This window comes from Lacinutrix sp. WUR7 (assembly GCF_016864015.1).
GTDB lineage: Bacteria > Bacteroidota > Bacteroidia > Flavobacteriales > Flavobacteriaceae > Oceanihabitans.
The window spans coordinates 2,083,382-2,099,497 of record NZ_CP045067.1; the positions used below are offsets into that span (position 1 = coordinate 2,083,382).

The 16,116-nt window shown below is 32.8% G+C and carries 15 protein-coding genes; 8 read left to right on the top strand and 7 right to left on the bottom strand.

Annotated features, from left to right (window positions below; all coding sequences use genetic code 11):
* Window positions 1-50: 50 nt before the first annotated feature.
* Window positions 51-932, top strand: coding sequence for a GTPase Era (gene era, locus FG167_RS09070; protein ID WP_055444521.1), 882 nt, complete (start codon window positions 51-53; stop codon window positions 930-932).
* A gap of 85 nt (window positions 933-1,017) precedes the next feature.
* Window positions 1,018-2,538: a choice-of-anchor I family protein gene (locus tag FG167_RS09075; RefSeq protein ID WP_203458001.1), complete on the top strand. Its 1,521-nt coding sequence runs from the start codon at window positions 1,018-1,020 to the stop codon at window positions 2,536-2,538.
* Window positions 2,539-2,607: 69 nt separating this feature from the next.
* Here the strand turns inward: FG167_RS09075 and FG167_RS09080 are convergent, their stop codons facing one another.
* Window positions 2,608-3,129, bottom strand: coding sequence for a GTP-binding protein (locus tag FG167_RS09080; RefSeq protein ID WP_203458002.1), 522 nt, complete (start codon window positions 3,127-3,129; stop codon window positions 2,608-2,610).
* 266 nt (window positions 3,130-3,395) lie between these two features.
* On the opposite strand from FG167_RS09080, the gene der reads away from it, so the two are divergent.
* Window positions 3,396-4,709, top strand: coding sequence for a ribosome biogenesis GTPase Der (gene der, locus FG167_RS09085; RefSeq protein ID WP_203458003.1), 1,314 nt, complete (start codon window positions 3,396-3,398; stop codon window positions 4,707-4,709).
* A gap of 104 nt (window positions 4,710-4,813) precedes the next feature.
* The gene (locus FG167_RS09090; RefSeq protein ID WP_203458004.1) at window positions 4,814-7,591 is read left to right on the top strand and encodes an outer membrane beta-barrel protein; all 2,778 of its coding nucleotides are present in this window, start codon (window positions 4,814-4,816) and stop codon (window positions 7,589-7,591) included.
* Window positions 7,592-7,694: 103 nt separating this feature from the next.
* On the opposite strand, the gene FG167_RS09095 is transcribed toward FG167_RS09090, so the two are convergent.
* The 5 genes from FG167_RS09095 to FG167_RS09115 are packed head-to-tail and all read right to left on the bottom strand — an operon-like array spanning window position 7,695 to window position 10,880.
* Window positions 7,695-8,522 (bottom strand): YgcG family protein, encoded by an 828-nt coding sequence (locus tag FG167_RS09095; RefSeq protein ID WP_203458005.1) that lies wholly within the window; start codon window positions 8,520-8,522, stop codon window positions 7,695-7,697.
* Window positions 8,522-8,962 carry a TPM domain-containing protein gene (locus tag FG167_RS09100; RefSeq protein WP_203458006.1) on the bottom strand — a complete coding sequence of 147 codons (441 nt, stop codon included), beginning with the start codon at window positions 8,960-8,962 and terminating at the stop codon, window positions 8,522-8,524. Before FG167_RS09100 ends, FG167_RS09095 begins: the two co-directional genes overlap by 1 nt.
* 5 nt (window positions 8,963-8,967) lie before the next feature.
* On the bottom strand, window positions 8,968-9,567 hold the full coding sequence (locus tag FG167_RS09105) for a LemA family protein (RefSeq protein ID WP_203458007.1): 600 nt from the start codon (window positions 9,565-9,567) through the stop codon (window positions 8,968-8,970).
* Window positions 9,568-9,578: 11 nt separating this feature from the next.
* The gene (locus FG167_RS09110) at window positions 9,579-9,908 is read right to left on the bottom strand and encodes a MerR family transcriptional regulator (RefSeq protein WP_203458008.1); all 330 of its coding nucleotides are present in this window, start codon (window positions 9,906-9,908) and stop codon (window positions 9,579-9,581) included.
* Window positions 9,909-10,880 carry a M23 family metallopeptidase gene (locus FG167_RS09115; protein ID WP_203458009.1) on the bottom strand — a complete coding sequence of 324 codons (972 nt, stop codon included), beginning with the start codon at window positions 10,878-10,880 and terminating at the stop codon, window positions 9,909-9,911.
* 132 nt (window positions 10,881-11,012) lie between these two features.
* Between FG167_RS09115 and alaS the strand changes: the two genes are divergently transcribed.
* The 4 genes from alaS to FG167_RS09135 all read left to right on the top strand — a co-directional run bounded on the left by alaS (window position 11,013) and on the right by FG167_RS09135 (window position 15,762).
* A complete protein-coding gene (alaS, locus tag FG167_RS09120) occupies window positions 11,013-13,628 on the top strand; it encodes an alanine--tRNA ligase (RefSeq protein WP_203458010.1) in 2,616 nt (871 codons plus the stop codon).
* Between the two features lie 2 nt (window positions 13,629-13,630).
* Window positions 13,631-14,002 (top strand): hypothetical protein, encoded by a 372-nt coding sequence (locus FG167_RS09125; protein WP_203458011.1) that lies wholly within the window; start codon window positions 13,631-13,633, stop codon window positions 14,000-14,002.
* Window positions 14,003-14,962, top strand: coding sequence for a GSCFA domain-containing protein (locus tag FG167_RS09130; RefSeq protein WP_203458012.1), 960 nt, complete (start codon window positions 14,003-14,005; stop codon window positions 14,960-14,962).
* Window positions 14,963-15,147: 185 nt separating this feature from the next.
* On the top strand, window positions 15,148-15,762 hold the full coding sequence (locus FG167_RS09135) for a DUF4230 domain-containing protein (RefSeq protein WP_203458013.1): 615 nt from the start codon (window positions 15,148-15,150) through the stop codon (window positions 15,760-15,762).
* On the opposite strand, the gene FG167_RS09140 is transcribed toward FG167_RS09135, so the two are convergent.
* The gene (locus tag FG167_RS09140) at window positions 15,757-16,062 is read right to left on the bottom strand and encodes a rhodanese-like domain-containing protein (protein WP_055444534.1); all 306 of its coding nucleotides are present in this window, start codon (window positions 16,060-16,062) and stop codon (window positions 15,757-15,759) included. The two genes, FG167_RS09135 and FG167_RS09140, sit on opposite strands and share 6 nt — an antisense overlap.
* Window positions 16,063-16,116: the final 54 nt, after the last annotated feature.

Below are 16,116 nucleotides of genomic sequence, written 5' to 3' on the forward strand. Positions count from 1 at the left end.
GTATAAACAAACCAAGGTCGTAACTTTGCAATCTATTAAAAGGAAATAAAATGAAACATAAAGCAGGTTTTGTAAATATAATTGGAAACCCAAACGTTGGTAAATCTACACTAATGAATGCCTTTGTAGGCGAAAAACTATCTATCATTACCTCTAAAGCGCAAACTACGCGTCATAGAATTTTAGGTATTGTAAATGGAGAAGATTTTCAAGTAGTTCTTTCAGATACTCCTGGTATTATCAAGCCAGCTTATGAGTTGCAAGCATCTATGATGGATTTTGTGAAATCAGCATTTGAAGATGCAGATGTACTGATCTACATGGTAGAAATTGGAGAAAAAGAATTAAAAGACGAAGCCTTTTTTAAAAAAATTACCAATTCAAAAATTCCAGTTTTATTACTTCTTAATAAAATTGATAAATCCGATCAAGCACAATTAGAAGAACAAGTGCAAACTTGGCAAGAAAAAGTGCCTAATGCAGAAATTTTTCCTATTTCCGCTTTAGAAGGTTTTAATGTAAAAGAGGTGTTTAATCGTATTCTGGATTTAATCCCAGAATCACCAGCCTTTTATCCAAAAGACCAACTGACAGATAAGCCAGAACGTTTTTTTATAAACGAGAATATTAGAGAAAAAATCTTAATACATTACAAAAAGGAAATTCCTTATGCAGTAGAGGTAGATACCGAAGAATTTTTTGAAGAAGAAAAAATCATTCGTATTCGTTCTGTAATTATGGTGGAAAGAGAAACACAAAAAGGAATTATTATTGGCCATAAAGGAGCTGCTTTAAAAAGAGTAGGAGTAGAAGCTAGAAAAGATTTAGAAAAATTCTTTGGTAAACAAATTCATTTAGAACTTTATGTGAAAGTGAATAAAAACTGGAGAAGCAATCAAAGACAGCTGAAACGTTTTGGTTACAATAACTAAGCATTGCTAATAGTTTCTTTTTATTAAGCTAACATTAACTTAAAATGGATGCAGCATATTTGGAGGATAAATAAACCCACCAAATATGAAAAAAATAAACACACTTTTATTAGTATTATGTATTGCAATATTTTCTAGTTGTGATAACGATCACAACAGTAATTCGCAAGACACGCCATTAAACACTACGGTAAATTTTCAATACAAATCTACCATTAATGTTGGAGGAGAAGGAGCGTCAGAAATCTCCGCTTTTGATGCAGTCACAAATAAGTTATATGTTGTTAATGTAGCATCCAATCAGATATCTGTTTTTGATATTTCAGATATAAACGCACCTTTACAAGAGGCTCCAATAAATTTAAGTGTTTACGGAGCGCCAAATAGTGTTGCTGTTAAAGATGGAAAATTAGCAATAGCTGTAGAGGCTACCGTGAAGCAAAATCCAGGAAAAATCTTAGTGTATAATACAGCGGATGACTCTTTATTAAATGAGTATAATGTAGGGGCATTACCAGATATGGTAACTTTTTCCAAAGACGGAAATTTAATTATTTCGGCTAATGAAGGAGAACCAAATGATGACTATACGGTAGATCCTATGGGAACTATTAGCATTATAGATTTAGCCGATAGTACAACCACCACTTTAGATTTTACAAGTTTTAATGCACAACAAGCAGCGCTTGAAGCGCAAGGTTTCCGAGTTTTTGGTCCTGGCGCAACTTTAGCACAAGATGTAGAGCCAGAATATGTTGCCATTTCTGAAGATTCACAAACCGCTTGGGTTTCCCTACAAGAAAATAACGGAATGGCTAAAGTAAATTTAATATCTAAAACTATTGAAGCTATTTATCCTTTCGGATTTAAAGATCATAGTATTGCTGGTAATGAACTTGATGTTAGTGATAAAGATGGTCTTACCACATTAAAAAATTGGCCCGTTTTTGGGATGTATCAACCAGACGCTATTGTGAATGTAAATATTAATGGTACAGATTATATTATTTCAGCTAATGAAGGAGATTCCAGAGATTATGATGGCTTTTCGGAAGAAGATAGAGTAGACGATTTAACTTTAGACGAAACTATTTTTCCGCTAACGGAAGATTACCAAAACGAAATAAACCTAGGGCGTTTAAAAACAACAAAAACTTTGGGAGATATAGATAATGATGGCGATAATGATATTATCTATTCGTATGGTGCAAGATCTTTTAGTGTATGGTCTGCAAACGGAAACTTAGTGTATGATAGCGGAAACAGTATCGCTACAGAAACTTTAGCATTAACACCTAATAGGTTTAATGATGAAGATAAAAGAAGTGATGATAAAGGTGCAGAACCAGAAGCCGTAGAGGTTTTAAATATTGGCAATGAACGATACATTCTTTTTGTAGGTTTAGAACGTACAGATCAAGTAATGGTTTATGATATTACCAATCCAACTGCACCAACATTTTTATCTATTTTATCCCATGCAGGGGACGAAGCACCAGAAGGCGTTTTAATTATTCCAGCGATAACTAGTCCAACAGGAAACGATTTGTTAGTCGTTTCTAATGAAGATAGTGGTACCGTTAGTTTTTATGAAAACGAACAGTAAAAACATCTCTCATAAAAAAAGCCTTAGTAAAAACTAAGGCTTTTTTTATGTGTTATTTTAAAATTAGAACTAGGTATGCATGGCGTGAATACCTTTACTTCTTAACGTGTCTCGCATAAAAGTATGCAGTTCGTGCATTTGGTCTGTTCCTGTTTTTTTTCCAATGCGTCCACCAAAATAAAGCGCAATCCAAACGATTACCATAAATAGGGTTATTGCTAGTTGTAAAGAGTAATTGGTGTCTAAAGACCAATTGGTATATGCCCAAACACCAAAGCCAAAAAACAGTCCGATAACTATAAAATGGAAAAACATAAACATAGTCCAAACCGTTGGGTTCGGACCAAATAAACCATAAACAGTACTATTTGTAGTGGTTTCGTTTTTATTGATTTCTAAATGCAATTGTGGCGACCAAAAGTGTTGTTTAGCTTTAGGTATTTTAATAAAAACATGATCATCTATTCGAGATACTATAAAATCGGTTTGTGCGTTTTTAGTGTCTTCAAAAAGTTTTAAAAGCGTTTCGTTATCCACATTTACATCAAATTTAAAACGTGGTCTTAATACTATTTCATTGGTTAAAGACATTTTACAGATTTTTAATGTTTCAATGTACCGTTTTTTCTACTAATTTGTTTAGATTTTTTTTAAGGAAGCGAAAATGAAGGTTTAATACCCCATTAAGGTTTCTTTTATAAGTTGCATAACGTGAGTAGATAAAGGAGAAAAGGAAATAAAAGAGATTCTGAAAAATGATTTTTCAGCGAATTGAAAAAAAAAGAGATAAAATCAATAACTAAACACTACATTTGCACTCGCTTACAGGATATGTAATGCAGATAAAACATGAAATTATGAGTAATATAGTAGCTATTGTAGGAAGACCAAATGTTGGAAAATCAACATTTTTTAACCGTTTAATTCAGCGTAGAGAAGCCATTGTAGATGCAGTAAGTGGTGTAACTAGAGACAGACATTACGGTAAAAGTGATTGGAACGGAAAAGAATTTTCGTTAATTGACACAGGAGGATATGTAAAAGGAAGCGATGATGTTTTTGAAGCAGAAATCGATAAGCAAGTAGTTTTAGCTATAGAAGAAGCAGATGCCATTATCTTTATGGTAGATGTAGAATCTGGTGTTACAGGAATGGATGAAGATGTTGCTAAATTACTTCGTAAAGTAACAAAACCCGTATTTTTAGTAGTAAATAAAGTAGATAATGGTAAACGTGCCGAAGATGCTGTAGAATTTTATTCTTTAGGTCTTGGTGAGTATTATACCGTTGCAAGTATAAATGGTAGTGGTACAGGTGATTTATTAGATGATCTTGTAAAAGCTTTACCAGAAGTGGAAGAAGAAGAAGAAGAGGCCGAAGCGCTTCCTCGTTTTGCTGTAGTTGGTCGTCCTAATGCAGGAAAATCTTCTTTTATTAATGCATTAATTGGAGAAGATAGATACATTGTTACCGATGTAGCTGGAACAACTAGAGATTCTATAGATACAAAATACAATCGTTTTGGTTTTGAATTTAACCTTGTAGATACTGCAGGAATTAGAAAGAAATCGAAAGTAAAAGAAGATTTAGAATTTTATTCTGTAATGCGAAGCGTTAGAGCAATAGAACATTGTGACGTTTGTCTGGTAGTTTTAGATGCTACTCGTGGATTTGATGGTCAAGTACAAAATATTTTTTGGTTAGCAGAACGTAACAGAAAAGGTATTGTTGTATTAGTCAATAAATGGGATTTAGTAGAAGACAAGGACAACAGAACCATGAAAGAATTTGAGCGCGAAATCAAAAAACAAATGGAACCTTTTACAGATGTGCCAGTTGTATTTATTTCTGTGTTAAATAAACAACGTATCTATAAAGCAATTGAAACTGCTGTAGAGGTTTACAAAAACCGAAGCAAACGTATTAAAACAAGTGTGCTTAATGAGGTGATGTTACCTATTATAGAAAATCGTCCGCCACCAGCTCTTAAAGCTAAGTTTGTGAAAATTAAGTACATCATGCAATTGCCAACTCCACAACCGCAATTTGCATTTTTCTGTAACTTACCACAATACGTAAAAGATCCTTATAAACGATTCTTAGAGAATAAATTACGTGAGAAATTCGATTTCCATGGTGTTCCAATAAGTGTTTATATGCGTAAGAAGTAATCTGAATCTTACATAATTTTATCGTTTTTTTAAGATAATGAGCACTAAAGTCTACCTATATTCGTTTTAGGTAACTATACTGCTATTCATCAATCAAACCAATCATGAAGAAAATATTTTCCTGTATAATATTTCTATGCGCCACTTTTTCATTTTCACAAACCAAAGATTTTAAAGTTTCTGGTACTATTATTTCAGAAATAGATAACATGCCCTTAGAGTCTGCAACCGTTTATTTAGAACGTGTAAAAGACAGTTCTTTAATAACCTATACTATTTCAGATAAAAAAGGGAGCTTTACGTTAGAAGAAAAATCAGCAGATAAAAAAGCCAATTTGTATGTTTCGTATGTTGGCTATCAGACCTATTATAAACAGGTAGATTTAAATACTTCCGGAATAAATTTAGGCCAATTAAATCTAATAGCGAGTAATAGTTTAGATGAGGTAGTCATAAAATCTACGGCGCCAATTACTATTAAAAAAGACACTTTAGAGTTTCATGTAAACTCATTTAAAACAAAGAAAGATGCAACGGTTGAAGATTTACTAAAACAGCTACCAGGAGTTGAGGTAGAAGAAGATGGTAGTATAAAAGTAAATGGTAAGCCTGTCAATAAAATTCTGGTAAACGGTAAACCTTTCTTTGGGGATGACCCTACAATTACCACAAAAAATCTGACTAAAGATCTTATTGAAAAAATACAAATTGTAGATACAAAAACCAAAGCACAAGCCTATGCTGGTGAAGATGGAGATGATGAAAATAAGACCATCAATCTTACTATAAAAGAAGAAAACAATAAAGGTATTTTTGGTAGAGTTTCGGCAGGAGCAGGAACCCAAAAAACTTACGAGTTTGCTGGAATGCTCAATCGTTTTAATAATGACCAACGGGTAAGTGTTTTAGTAGGAGGAAACAATACCAACTCCCCAGGATTTAGTTTTGGTGAAATACGTAAAATGTTTGGAGGAGGAAATAGTATGTCTTTTAACAGCAATGGTTCTTTTGCAATAGATGGTAGAAGTTTTGGAGGCGGAAAAGGAATTACTACTTCCAAAAATATAGGTGTAAATTATGCAGATGAGTTAAGTGATAAAGTAGATATTTCTTCCGATTACTTTTATTCTGCTAGTAGCTCTGACGATAAAACAACTACAGAACGCGAAAACTTTTTGCCAGATGGTAGTTATTTTACTAATGCTATCTCTAATTCACAAAATGATAACTATAACCATAGCGCTAATATAGATTTTGATGTCGAACTAGATTCTACTTTACTTGTTAATATAAAGCCTTCTTTTAGGTATTCTAAAAGCGAAACACGTTATAATAGATCGGAAGAGTCTTTAGATTCCGATAACACATTAACCAATCAATCTAATGCTGCATCCTTTGTGTCATCTTATGGAAATAATTTTAGTAATAAAATAGATGTAACAAAGAAAATAGGAAGTAATGGGGCTTATCTTAAATTTGAAATCATCAACAAATTTAATGTTAATAATACGGATGATTTTTTAACTTCAGAAACCAATATTTATGGTGAAAATCCAGAGGATATAACAAGAGATCAATTCACAGAAGGAGAAAATAAATTAAATAGTTTTGCTGCAGAAATTGCATATAGATTACCAATTATCCCAAAGGAACTCTTTATTAATTTTGAATATGACTTTAAAAGAGACAAACGAAATGACCTAAAAAGTACTTTTGATAGAGACCTTATTAGTGATAATTTTACTTCGTTTAATACCGAACTAAGTACCGATTTTGAGTATGTAGATCAAGAAAGCAGTCCTGGGATTTCGTTAAATCTTAAAAAAGAAAAATTATCGGCAAGAATAAATTCTAATTACGTTTTTAGATCTTTAAGAAATTCCGACTTTTTAAGACCTAGTTTAAGTCTAAAACGAAAGTTTCAGGCAGTAGAATTAAGTTCTTATATGCGGTATAGATTTAGTCCAAAGGCTACTTTTTATATGAATTATAGAATGCGTAATAGTTCACCGCGAATTCAGCAATTACAGCCCTTTCAAAATGTTTCTAATCCTTTAAATACCATTACTGGTAATCCTAATTTAGATCCAACTACCACACATAGTTTGTATTCTAATTATAATGCTTTCGATTTTCAAAAAGGAACCGGATTTTATTTTAATTTAAGTGCCGTTTTTAATGAAAATCAAATTGTTTCCAAATCCACAATCAATGAAGATTATGTAAGAGAAACTACCTACGCTAATGTTAGTGGTGGAAAAAGATTAAGAGGAGGCTTTAGTTTCAGTAAAAAAAAGAAAATAGATAGTTTACGTAGCCTGAAGTACAGTGTTGGTGCCTATGGTAATTATAATAAAAATATTAATTTTAATAACGAAGTGCAATATGCAAGTAATGTAGCCTCTGTTTCACCAAGAATTACAATAACCTATACGGTAAAAGATATATTAGAAATTAGACCTAGATATAGCGTCTCTTTTACCAAGAATAAATATGATATTGAAGCCTTTGAGGATAGAGAGTTTTTGTATCATTCGTTAGATATTGAAACGGCTACTTTTTTGCCTAAAAATTTAGAATGGAGAAATAATATTAAATACAATTATAATCCAAATATAGCAGCAGGTTTTCAAAAAAGTGCTTGGTTCTGGAATTCTACATTAGCATATTCCGTTTTAAAAGATCAAGGAGTAGTTACATTAAAAGCCTATGATGTATTGGGGCAAAATACCAATGCAAGACGTACTGCTACCGAAGACTATATTCAAGATGCTCAGAGTACTGTTTTAGAACAATACTTTATGTTAAGTTTTAGTTGGAAATTTAATAGCCTTGGTAAAAAGGGAGAATCAGGAAATGATGATATGTTTTATTTAGATTAGTTTTTACGAAACACGAAACACGAAACACGGAACACGGAACACGGAACACGGAACACGGAACACGGAACACGGAACAGACATAGTCCGAAGCTTTAGCGCAGGACTACCAACCTCCAGAAGCGCCTCCACCTCCAAAGCCACCTCCACCGAAGCCACCACCAAAACCACCACCAGAACTTCCGCCACCAAAACCACCTCCGCCAAAGCCGCCAGAACCACTTCTGTAGCCGCCACGACCAGAGTTGCTTAATATGATTGCTTCTAAGATACTTCGTGTGGTATTGCTTCCGCCTCCAAAATTATCGGTGCCATTTCCTCCACTTCGTCGGTTTTTAGAAATAGAAATTAAGATGATAATGAATATGATAAATAGAAGAACTACAAAGCCTATTGGGAACTCTCCAGAGTTATTAGATTGACGAGAACCTTGATATTCGCCAGTTAGGACTTCAAATATAGCGTCAGCACCTCTATTTAAACCTCCGTAATAATCGTTTTGTTTAAAGTATGGTATAATGTCGCGTTCAATAATACGTCTAGACATCGCGTCTGTAAGTAAGTGCTCTACGCCATAACCAGTGGCAATAGCTATTTTTCTGTCGTCTCTAGCAAGTAGAATAAAAACACCATTATCTTTTTCTTTACTACCACCAACGCCCCATTTATGCGCCCATTCTGTGGCCAAGTACATAATGTTTTCTCCTTTTGTACTAGGAATAATAGCAACTACTATCTGTGTAGAAGTAGTATCCGAATATTTAATAAGCTTGTTTTCTAAGGATGATTTTTCATTAGCAGATAACATACTAATATAATCATAAACACTAGTTTGAAACTCTGGTGTTTCCGGGATATCAAATTGTGCAGAAACATTTCCAAAAGAAAGTAATGCAAAACAGGTAATTAAAAATAAGTGTTTTAGCTTTTGCATTAGCTTTTAGATATTTCGTTATCAAGTTCGTTTCGGTTAGAATCACTTATAGGAAAATGTTTTTTTAATTGTTCTCCAGCATGTAAAATGCCATCTACCAAACCTTGTTTGAAGTTTCCAGATTTAAATTGGTTTTCTATGGTTGCTTTGGTTTCGTTCCAAAAATTGGTTCCAACCACTTCATGTATGCCTTTATCTCCATAAATGGCAAAGGCTTTATCCTTTACTGCAACATAGATTAACACACCATTTTGTAGTCTGGTATTATGCATTTTTAAAATGGAAAACACTTCTAAAGCACGATTTTCTATATCGTCTTTAAAAGTGTTTTCTATATGCACACGTATTTCACCCGAAGTGCTTTTTTCGGCTAAACGAATAGCTTCAACAACTTCTTGTTCTTCAATAGTGCTTAAAAATGCTTCAACTATATTTGACATTGTTTTTATTTGAAATCAAAATCTACATCCGGAGCATTTTCGCTTCCTGCATCTGCTTTGTAATAATCCATTGGTGCAAAATTTAGAAATCCTGCTAATAAATTATTTGGAAATGTTTTTATATGCTTATTGTAAGGCTCTACAGACTCATTAAATCTATCTCTTGCAACATTGATTCTGTTTTCTGTACCTTCTAATTGACTTTGTAATTCTAAAAAGTTTTGATTTGCTTTAAGTTCTGGGTAACGCTCTACGGAAACTAATAATTTGGATAATGCGCCACTTAAACCACTTTGTGCTTGTTGAAATTGTGCCATGTTTTCTGCTGTTAAATTACTAGCGTCAATGTTTGTTGAGGTAGCTTTTGCTCTGGCTTCTATAACTTCTCTTAAAGTGGTTCTTTCAAAATCGGCAGCACCTTGAACGGTTTTAATTAAATTACCAATAAGATCGTTTCTACGTTGGTAGGAGCTCTCTACATTTCCCCATGTTTTTGTTGCAGATTCTTTTAAGTTTACTGCTGTATTATTAAAATTCTTTCCCCAAGAAAATATTGCAAAAGCAATAAGTCCTAGGACAATTAATGGAAGTAGTACCTTTTTCATATTTGTTAGTTTTATAGTTGTTCTTTTATTTTTATTAATTGATTTTTAATTCCTTCTAATTTACTAATTATATCGAAATTAGATAAGGTTTTCTGTTTCTCTTCTTTTAAATGCGTTTTTGCACCTTCTAAAGTGAAACCTCTTTCTTTTACTAAATGATAAATTAATTTTAGGTTGTTTATGTCTTCTGGAGTAAATTTCCGATTACCTTTTGCGTTTTTTTTAGGTTTTAAAGCATCAAATTCTTTTTCCCAAAAACGAATAAGTGATGTGTTTACACCAAACGCTTTGGCAACCTCGCCAATACTATAATATCGTTTTTCAGGTAAATCTATAAACATTTAATCTAAGGATTGGTTTTCTAATGATGCATGTTTTAATAGCTCATTAAACTCTTCTGCAGTTAAACTACCATAGTAAAAGTTTATTGGGTTAATACGTTGATCGTCTTTAAAGACTTCATAATGTAAATGAGGCGCTTCACTTCGGCCTGTACTACCTACAAAACCTATTAAATCACCACGTTTTACTTTTTGATTTTTTCTAACATTATATTTGTACATGTGTGCATATAAAGAAACATAGCCATAGCCATGATCTATTCTAATATGCTTTCCGTAACCCGTTGCATTAGCATCAGCACGAATTACAACGCCATCTCCTGTAGCATATATTGGAGTGCCTCTTGGTGATGTAAAGTCCATTCCCCAATGCATTTTTCTTGCTTTAGTAAATGGGTCTGTTCGTACACCATAACCTGAAGCCATACGTGTTAAATCTTCATTTCTTATAGGTTGAATCGCAGGAATTGCAGCAAGTAATTTTTCTTTTTCTGTGGCAAGAATTGCTATTTCATCTAAAGATTTCGATTGCACAACAATTCGTTTTTGTAGTCTATCTATGCGCTTGTTACTTTCAATAATAAGTTGAGAGTTGTCATAACCTTCAAAACTTTTATATCTGTTAACTCCTCCAAATCCAGCTTTGCGTTGTTCTTCTGGAATTGGGTTTGCTTCAAAATAAAGTCTGTAGATATTATTGTCTCTGTCTTCCACGTTAGCTAAAACAGCTTCTGCCTCATCAAACTTTTTATTTAGTAATTCAAAGTTTAATTTTAAATTCTGGAGTTCTCTATTTAAAGCTTTTTCTTTAGGAGATTCAAAGTAATGACCAGCAATAAAAAGAAAAAAGAATCCAAATAATGCAGCTGCACTTAAAAAACCAAGAATGTATTTAAAAGTCTTGCGTTTTTTGCGTTCTATCTTTCTATAAGAAAGCGTTTCAGAATCATAATAATATTTTACCTTACTCATTATATAATTTATACTATTTTTGCATGAAGTATAAATAGAAATTCTATTTATTTATAAATAGCAAACGAACAAATATAGAAATTGTTTCGCATTAAAAGTAATTTAACAGAAACAAGATATTAATAAAAGTACATGAAGTCTCAAGATATTCGCTCAAAGTTTTTAAGTTTTTTTGAAGAAAAAAAGCATAGCATCGTACCATCTGCACCTATGGTTTTAAAGGATGACCCTACATTAATGTTTGTCAATTCTGGAATGGCACCTTTTAAAGAATACTTTTTAGGAAATGCAGAACCAAAAAATACGAGACTTACAGATAGTCAAAAATGCTTGCGTGTTTCTGGTAAACATAACGATTTAGAAGAGGTTGGTTATGATACCTATCACCATACTTTATTCGAAATGTTAGGGAATTGGTCTTTTGGTGATTACTTTAAAAAGGAAGCAATTGCTTGGGCTTGGGAGCTTTTAGTAGATGTTTACGGAATTGATAAAGATATTTTATACGTAACCGTTTTTGAAGGAAGTGACGATGATGACAACCTTAAAATGGATACCGAGGCCTATGATATTTGGAAACAATTTATCTCGGAAGACCGCATCTTAAAAGGAAACAAAAAAGATAATTTCTGGGAAATGGGCGAACAAGGACCTTGCGGACCTTGTAGTGAAATTCATGTGGATATTCGTTCGGCAGAAGAAAAAGCAAAAGTAGACGGTAAGTCTTTAGTAAATATGGACCATCCACAAGTAGTGGAAATCTGGAACTTAGTATTCATGCAATACAATCGTAAAGCAAACGGATCTTTAGAGCCATTACCAAACAAACATATTGATACAGGAATGGGGTTTGAGCGTCTTTGTATGGTGCTACAAAACGTGCAGTCGAATTACGATACCGATGTTTTTACACCTATTATTCGCGAAATAGAAGCGACTACAAATAAAGAGTATGGCAAAGACGAAAAAGTAGATGTTGCTATTCGTGTCATTTCAGATCACGTGCGTGCAGTTGCATTTTCTATTGCAGACGGACAATTGCCAAGTAATACAGGTGCGGGTTACGTAATTCGTAGAATTCTACGTCGTGCTATTCGTTATGCTTTTACCTTTTTAGATAAAAAAGAACCATTTATTTATAGATTGGTAGATGTTCTGTCTAAAAAAATGGGAACTGCTTTTCCTGAATTAAAAGCACAAAAACAATTAATTGAAAATGTAATTAAAGAGGAAGAAGCTTCGTTTTTAAGAACACTAGATCAAGGATTATTGTTGTTAGATCGCATTATTGAAACCACCAACGGAAAAGAAATTTTAGGATCTAAAGTTTTCGAATTAAAAGATACCTACGGTTTTCCTGAAGATTTAACCGATTTAATTTTACGTGAAAAAGGCTATACCTATAATGTAGCTGAATTTAACGCAGAATTAAAAAAACAAAAAGAAAGAGGTAGAGAATCTTCTGCATTAACATCTGAAGATTGGACCGTTTTATTGGAAGATGCCGAACAAGAGTTTGTTGGTTATGATACTTTAGAAACAAAAGTAAAAATTACTAGATACCGAAAAGTTACTTCTAAAAAGGATGGCGAGATGTATCAGTTGGTATTCAATTTAACACCATTCTATGCGGAAGGTGGCGGACAAGTAGGAGATAAAGGGTATCTAGAAGATCTAAATGGAGACGTATCTTATATTGTCGATACCAAAAGAGAGAATAATGTAATCATTCATCTTACTAAAAACTTACCAAAGCATTTAAACGAGACTTTTAAAGCAGCTGTAGATGCCAAACAACGTAACAGAACAGAATGCAATCATACAGCAACACATTTATTACACCAAGCACTACGTGAAGTTTTAGGAGATCATGTAGAACAAAAAGGTTCTGCAGTGCACTCTAAATATTTACGTTTCGATTTCTCCCATTTCTCTAAAGTTACTGTGGAGCAACTTCGAGATGTAGAAAACTTTGTCAATGCTAGAATTGATGGCAAATTAGCTTTGCAGGAAAATAGAAACGTGCCAATGGAAAAAGCACTAGAAGAAGGAGCAATGGCGCTCTTTGGTGAAAAATACGGAGATACTGTACGTACCATTCGTTTTGGACAATCCATGGAGCTTTGTGGTGGAACACACGTGAAAAATACAGCAGATATTTGGCATTTTAAGATTACTTCAGAAGGTGCAGTGGCTTCCGGAATTCGTAGAATTGAAGCAATTACCAATGATGCGGTAAAAGATTTCTATTTTGAAAATAACAGAGCGTATTTTGAAATGAAAGATTTATTGAATAATGCTAAAGAACCAGTAAAAGCATTACAGAATCTGCAAAGCGAGAATACCGATTTAAAAAAGCAAATAGAAGGCTTACTAAAGGACAAAGCTAAAAATATTATTAGCGATTTAAAAAACGAATTAACCGAAATAAATGGCATTCAGTTTTTATCTAAAAAATTAGATTTAGATGCTGGAGGAATAAAAGATGTTTGCTTTAAGTTAGGCGAAAATCAAACCAACTTATTCTTGTTGTTTGCAACAGAACAAAACGGAAAAGCATTACTTTCTTGTTATATTTCTAAGGAACTAGTTGCCGAAAAAGGCTTGAATGCTGGAACGGTAGTTAGAGAACTTGGTAAGTATATTCATGGAGGTGGTGGCGGACAACCTTTCTTTGCAACTGCAGGAGGGAAAAATCCGGAAGGAATTGAAGCTGCGCTTGCGGAGAGTAAAAATTATTTAATATAAAAATGAAGTATTATTTGTTGCTATTTGTTTTTCTTGTCTCATTTTGTAGTAATGCACAAGAAATAAACTTACCTAAAAACCCAAAGCAAGGCGAGAAATATATGTATTGTTATTCTGCAGATTCTAATGAGAAATGGGTTAAGGTTTTGAGTAATCCTTCTAAGAAAACAACAGAAAAAAATCAATCACAATTAAATTATCTGGGTTATGTTGTTGTGGAAACTGGTGTTTTTGATTTTCAAACTAAAAACCAATTAAAGAAATTTAATACAGAAAATAATTTAGGAGACTACGCTTTGTTATTGGCAGCAACAGAAACATTATTAAAAAATAGATTTAAAGAAAAAAGAAAGTCAGACAAAAACAAATCTTAATTGAAACTACAAACACAAATACCATTACAACAACAAGAGCATAATCAAATTAATTATGATGCTAAACTCTTGTTGTTAGGTTCGTGTTTTTCAGAAAACATAGGTGAGAAATTTAATTACTTCAAGTTTCAGAATACAATAAATCCTTTCGGAATTTTATTCCATCCAAAAGCTATTGAATCTTTAATCGTAAATGCAAGTCAAGGAAAAGTATATTCCGAAAAAGATATCTTTTTTCATAAAGAACAATGGCATTGCTATCAAGCACATTCTATATTAAGTAATGCTTCCAAAGCAAATTTAATAGAGGATCTAAATGCTGCGATCACATCCACCAAAAAGCAAATTACAGAAGCGTCACACATTATCATTACTTTAGGAACAGCGTGGGTATATAAACATATAGAAACTAAAGCTGTTGTTGCCAACTGCCATAAAGTGCCTCAAAAAGCGTTTACAAAAGAATTACTTGCAGTTCCAGAAATTGTAGCATCTTTAGAAAATATCGTTGCAAGCCTTAAAGAAGTAAATGCTAATGCTTCCGTTATTTTTACGGTTTCTCCGGTTCGTCATATAAAAGATGGTTTTATAGAAAATACACAAAGCAAAGCCCATTTAATAACAGCTATTCATGAGCTATTGTCGCCTCAAAAGCAGTCGAGAGGTCTAAGTTACTTTCCGTCTTTCGAAATTATGCTAGACGAACTTCGCGATTATCGTTTTTACAAGGAAGACATGTTACATCCAAATAAAACAGCGATACAATATATTTGGAATAAGTTCCAACAAGTCTGGATTTCTTCCGAAGCAAGCAATACCATGCAGGATATAGAGATCATTCAAAAAGGATTGATGCACAAACCTTTTAATCCAAATGCAGAAGCACACCTTCAATTTGTTGCTAAACTGCAAGTTAAGATCAAGAATATACAAAGGGATTATAGTTTTGTAAGTTTTTAGTTACAAACATGTTAACTATTTACCTGTAGTCTTTTTAATTCTCTTTTGGTCGAAAAATTAGTTGATGATAGCTAATATGTATTATATTTATAATGCTATTAATCAATTACATACTAAACATCAGCCACAAACTTAATCACTTAAGTATTTGTTGTTGATGTTTTTTTTATGTGTATTTTTGATATATGCGTAAAATTATTTTTGGTGTTCTATTAACCCTAGTCATACTATTCACCTTCAAATACTGTGGTGATAAAAAAGAAGACAAAATTGTACTTCAAGAAAGTTCTGCTTTAATTCAAGAACAAATTAAAAACGTTGGAAAGCTGGTGGTGACCGAAGGTCATTTTAGCGAAGTCTTTAATTATAAAAATTCTAAAGAGATTTTCGGACAATATTTTACATCCGATAAAAAAGCCCTTGTTGTTGTTAATGCAGATGTTACTATTGCTTATGATTTAAGCAAAATAGAATATAAAATTGACGAAGCAACTAAAACACTTACCATTTTAAGTATTCCAGAAGAAGAAATTAAAATCAGTCCAGATTTTGAATATTATGACGTGCAATCCGATTTTTTAAACCCATTCGAAGCTAATGACTACAATGCTATTAAAGAAACCGTAAAGCAATCTTTAATGAGAAAAGTAGAAGCATCCGATTTAAAAACCAATGCCAAAAACAGACTGATTAGTGAGTTGTCTAAGTTTTATATTCTAACCAATTCTTTAGGTTGGAGCTTACAATACAACGAAAAACCTATTCGTAATTTAGAAGTGTTAAAAAGCTTTCCGTTATAGCTTTTTACTCAAGCTTAACCAGCCGCCACCATTAATAGCTTCAATTCCTTGTGCTTTTAAGATACTTGCTGCACTACCAGAACGCATACCACTTGCACAACAGGTAATTACTGGTTTGTTAAGTTTTTTGATCTCGCTTATTTTTCCGGTTATCACTTGTAGTGGAATATTTTTAGATCCGGGAATGGCACCTTGGCTATATTCTCCTTTCGTTCTAACGTCAATAATTATTGCGCCTTTAGATTGAAAATCTTTAATTTTATCGTTTTTATTTCCAGATAAGAAACTGAATAATCCCATAATTTTGTTTTTTTACAAATTACATTCAATTTTTTCAAAAGATAAGTAACATAG

Bases quoted from the DNA above. Each gene is read 5' to 3' on its own strand.
- era (WP_055444521.1), top strand. From the start codon at position 51: ATGAAACATAAAGCAGGTTTTGTAAATATAATTGGAAACCCAAACGTT.
- FG167_RS09075 (WP_203458001.1), top strand. From the start codon at position 1,018: ATGAAAAAAATAAACACACTTTTATTAGTATTATGTATTGCAATATTT.
- FG167_RS09080 (WP_203458002.1), bottom strand. From the start codon at position 3,129: ATGTCTTTAACCAATGAAATAGTATTAAGACCACGTTTTAAATTTGAT.
- der (WP_203458003.1), top strand. From the start codon at position 3,396: ATGAGTAATATAGTAGCTATTGTAGGAAGACCAAATGTTGGAAAATCA.
- FG167_RS09090 (WP_203458004.1), top strand. From the start codon at position 4,814: ATGAAGAAAATATTTTCCTGTATAATATTTCTATGCGCCACTTTTTCA.
- FG167_RS09095 (WP_203458005.1), bottom strand. From the start codon at position 8,522: ATGCAAAAGCTAAAACACTTATTTTTAATTACCTGTTTTGCATTACTT.
- FG167_RS09100 (WP_203458006.1), bottom strand. From the start codon at position 8,962: ATGTCAAATATAGTTGAAGCATTTTTAAGCACTATTGAAGAACAAGAA.
- FG167_RS09105 (WP_203458007.1), bottom strand. From the start codon at position 9,567: ATGAAAAAGGTACTACTTCCATTAATTGTCCTAGGACTTATTGCTTTT.
- FG167_RS09110 (WP_203458008.1), bottom strand. From the start codon at position 9,908: ATGTTTATAGATTTACCTGAAAAACGATATTATAGTATTGGCGAGGTT.
- FG167_RS09115 (WP_203458009.1), bottom strand. From the start codon at position 10,880: ATGAGTAAGGTAAAATATTATTATGATTCTGAAACGCTTTCTTATAGA.
- alaS (WP_203458010.1), top strand. From the start codon at position 11,013: ATGAAGTCTCAAGATATTCGCTCAAAGTTTTTAAGTTTTTTTGAAGAA.
- FG167_RS09125 (WP_203458011.1), top strand. From the start codon at position 13,631: ATGAAGTATTATTTGTTGCTATTTGTTTTTCTTGTCTCATTTTGTAGT.
- FG167_RS09135 (WP_203458013.1), top strand. From the start codon at position 15,148: ATGCGTAAAATTATTTTTGGTGTTCTATTAACCCTAGTCATACTATTC.
- FG167_RS09140 (WP_055444534.1), bottom strand. From the start codon at position 16,062: ATGGGATTATTCAGTTTCTTATCTGGAAATAAAAACGATAAAATTAAA.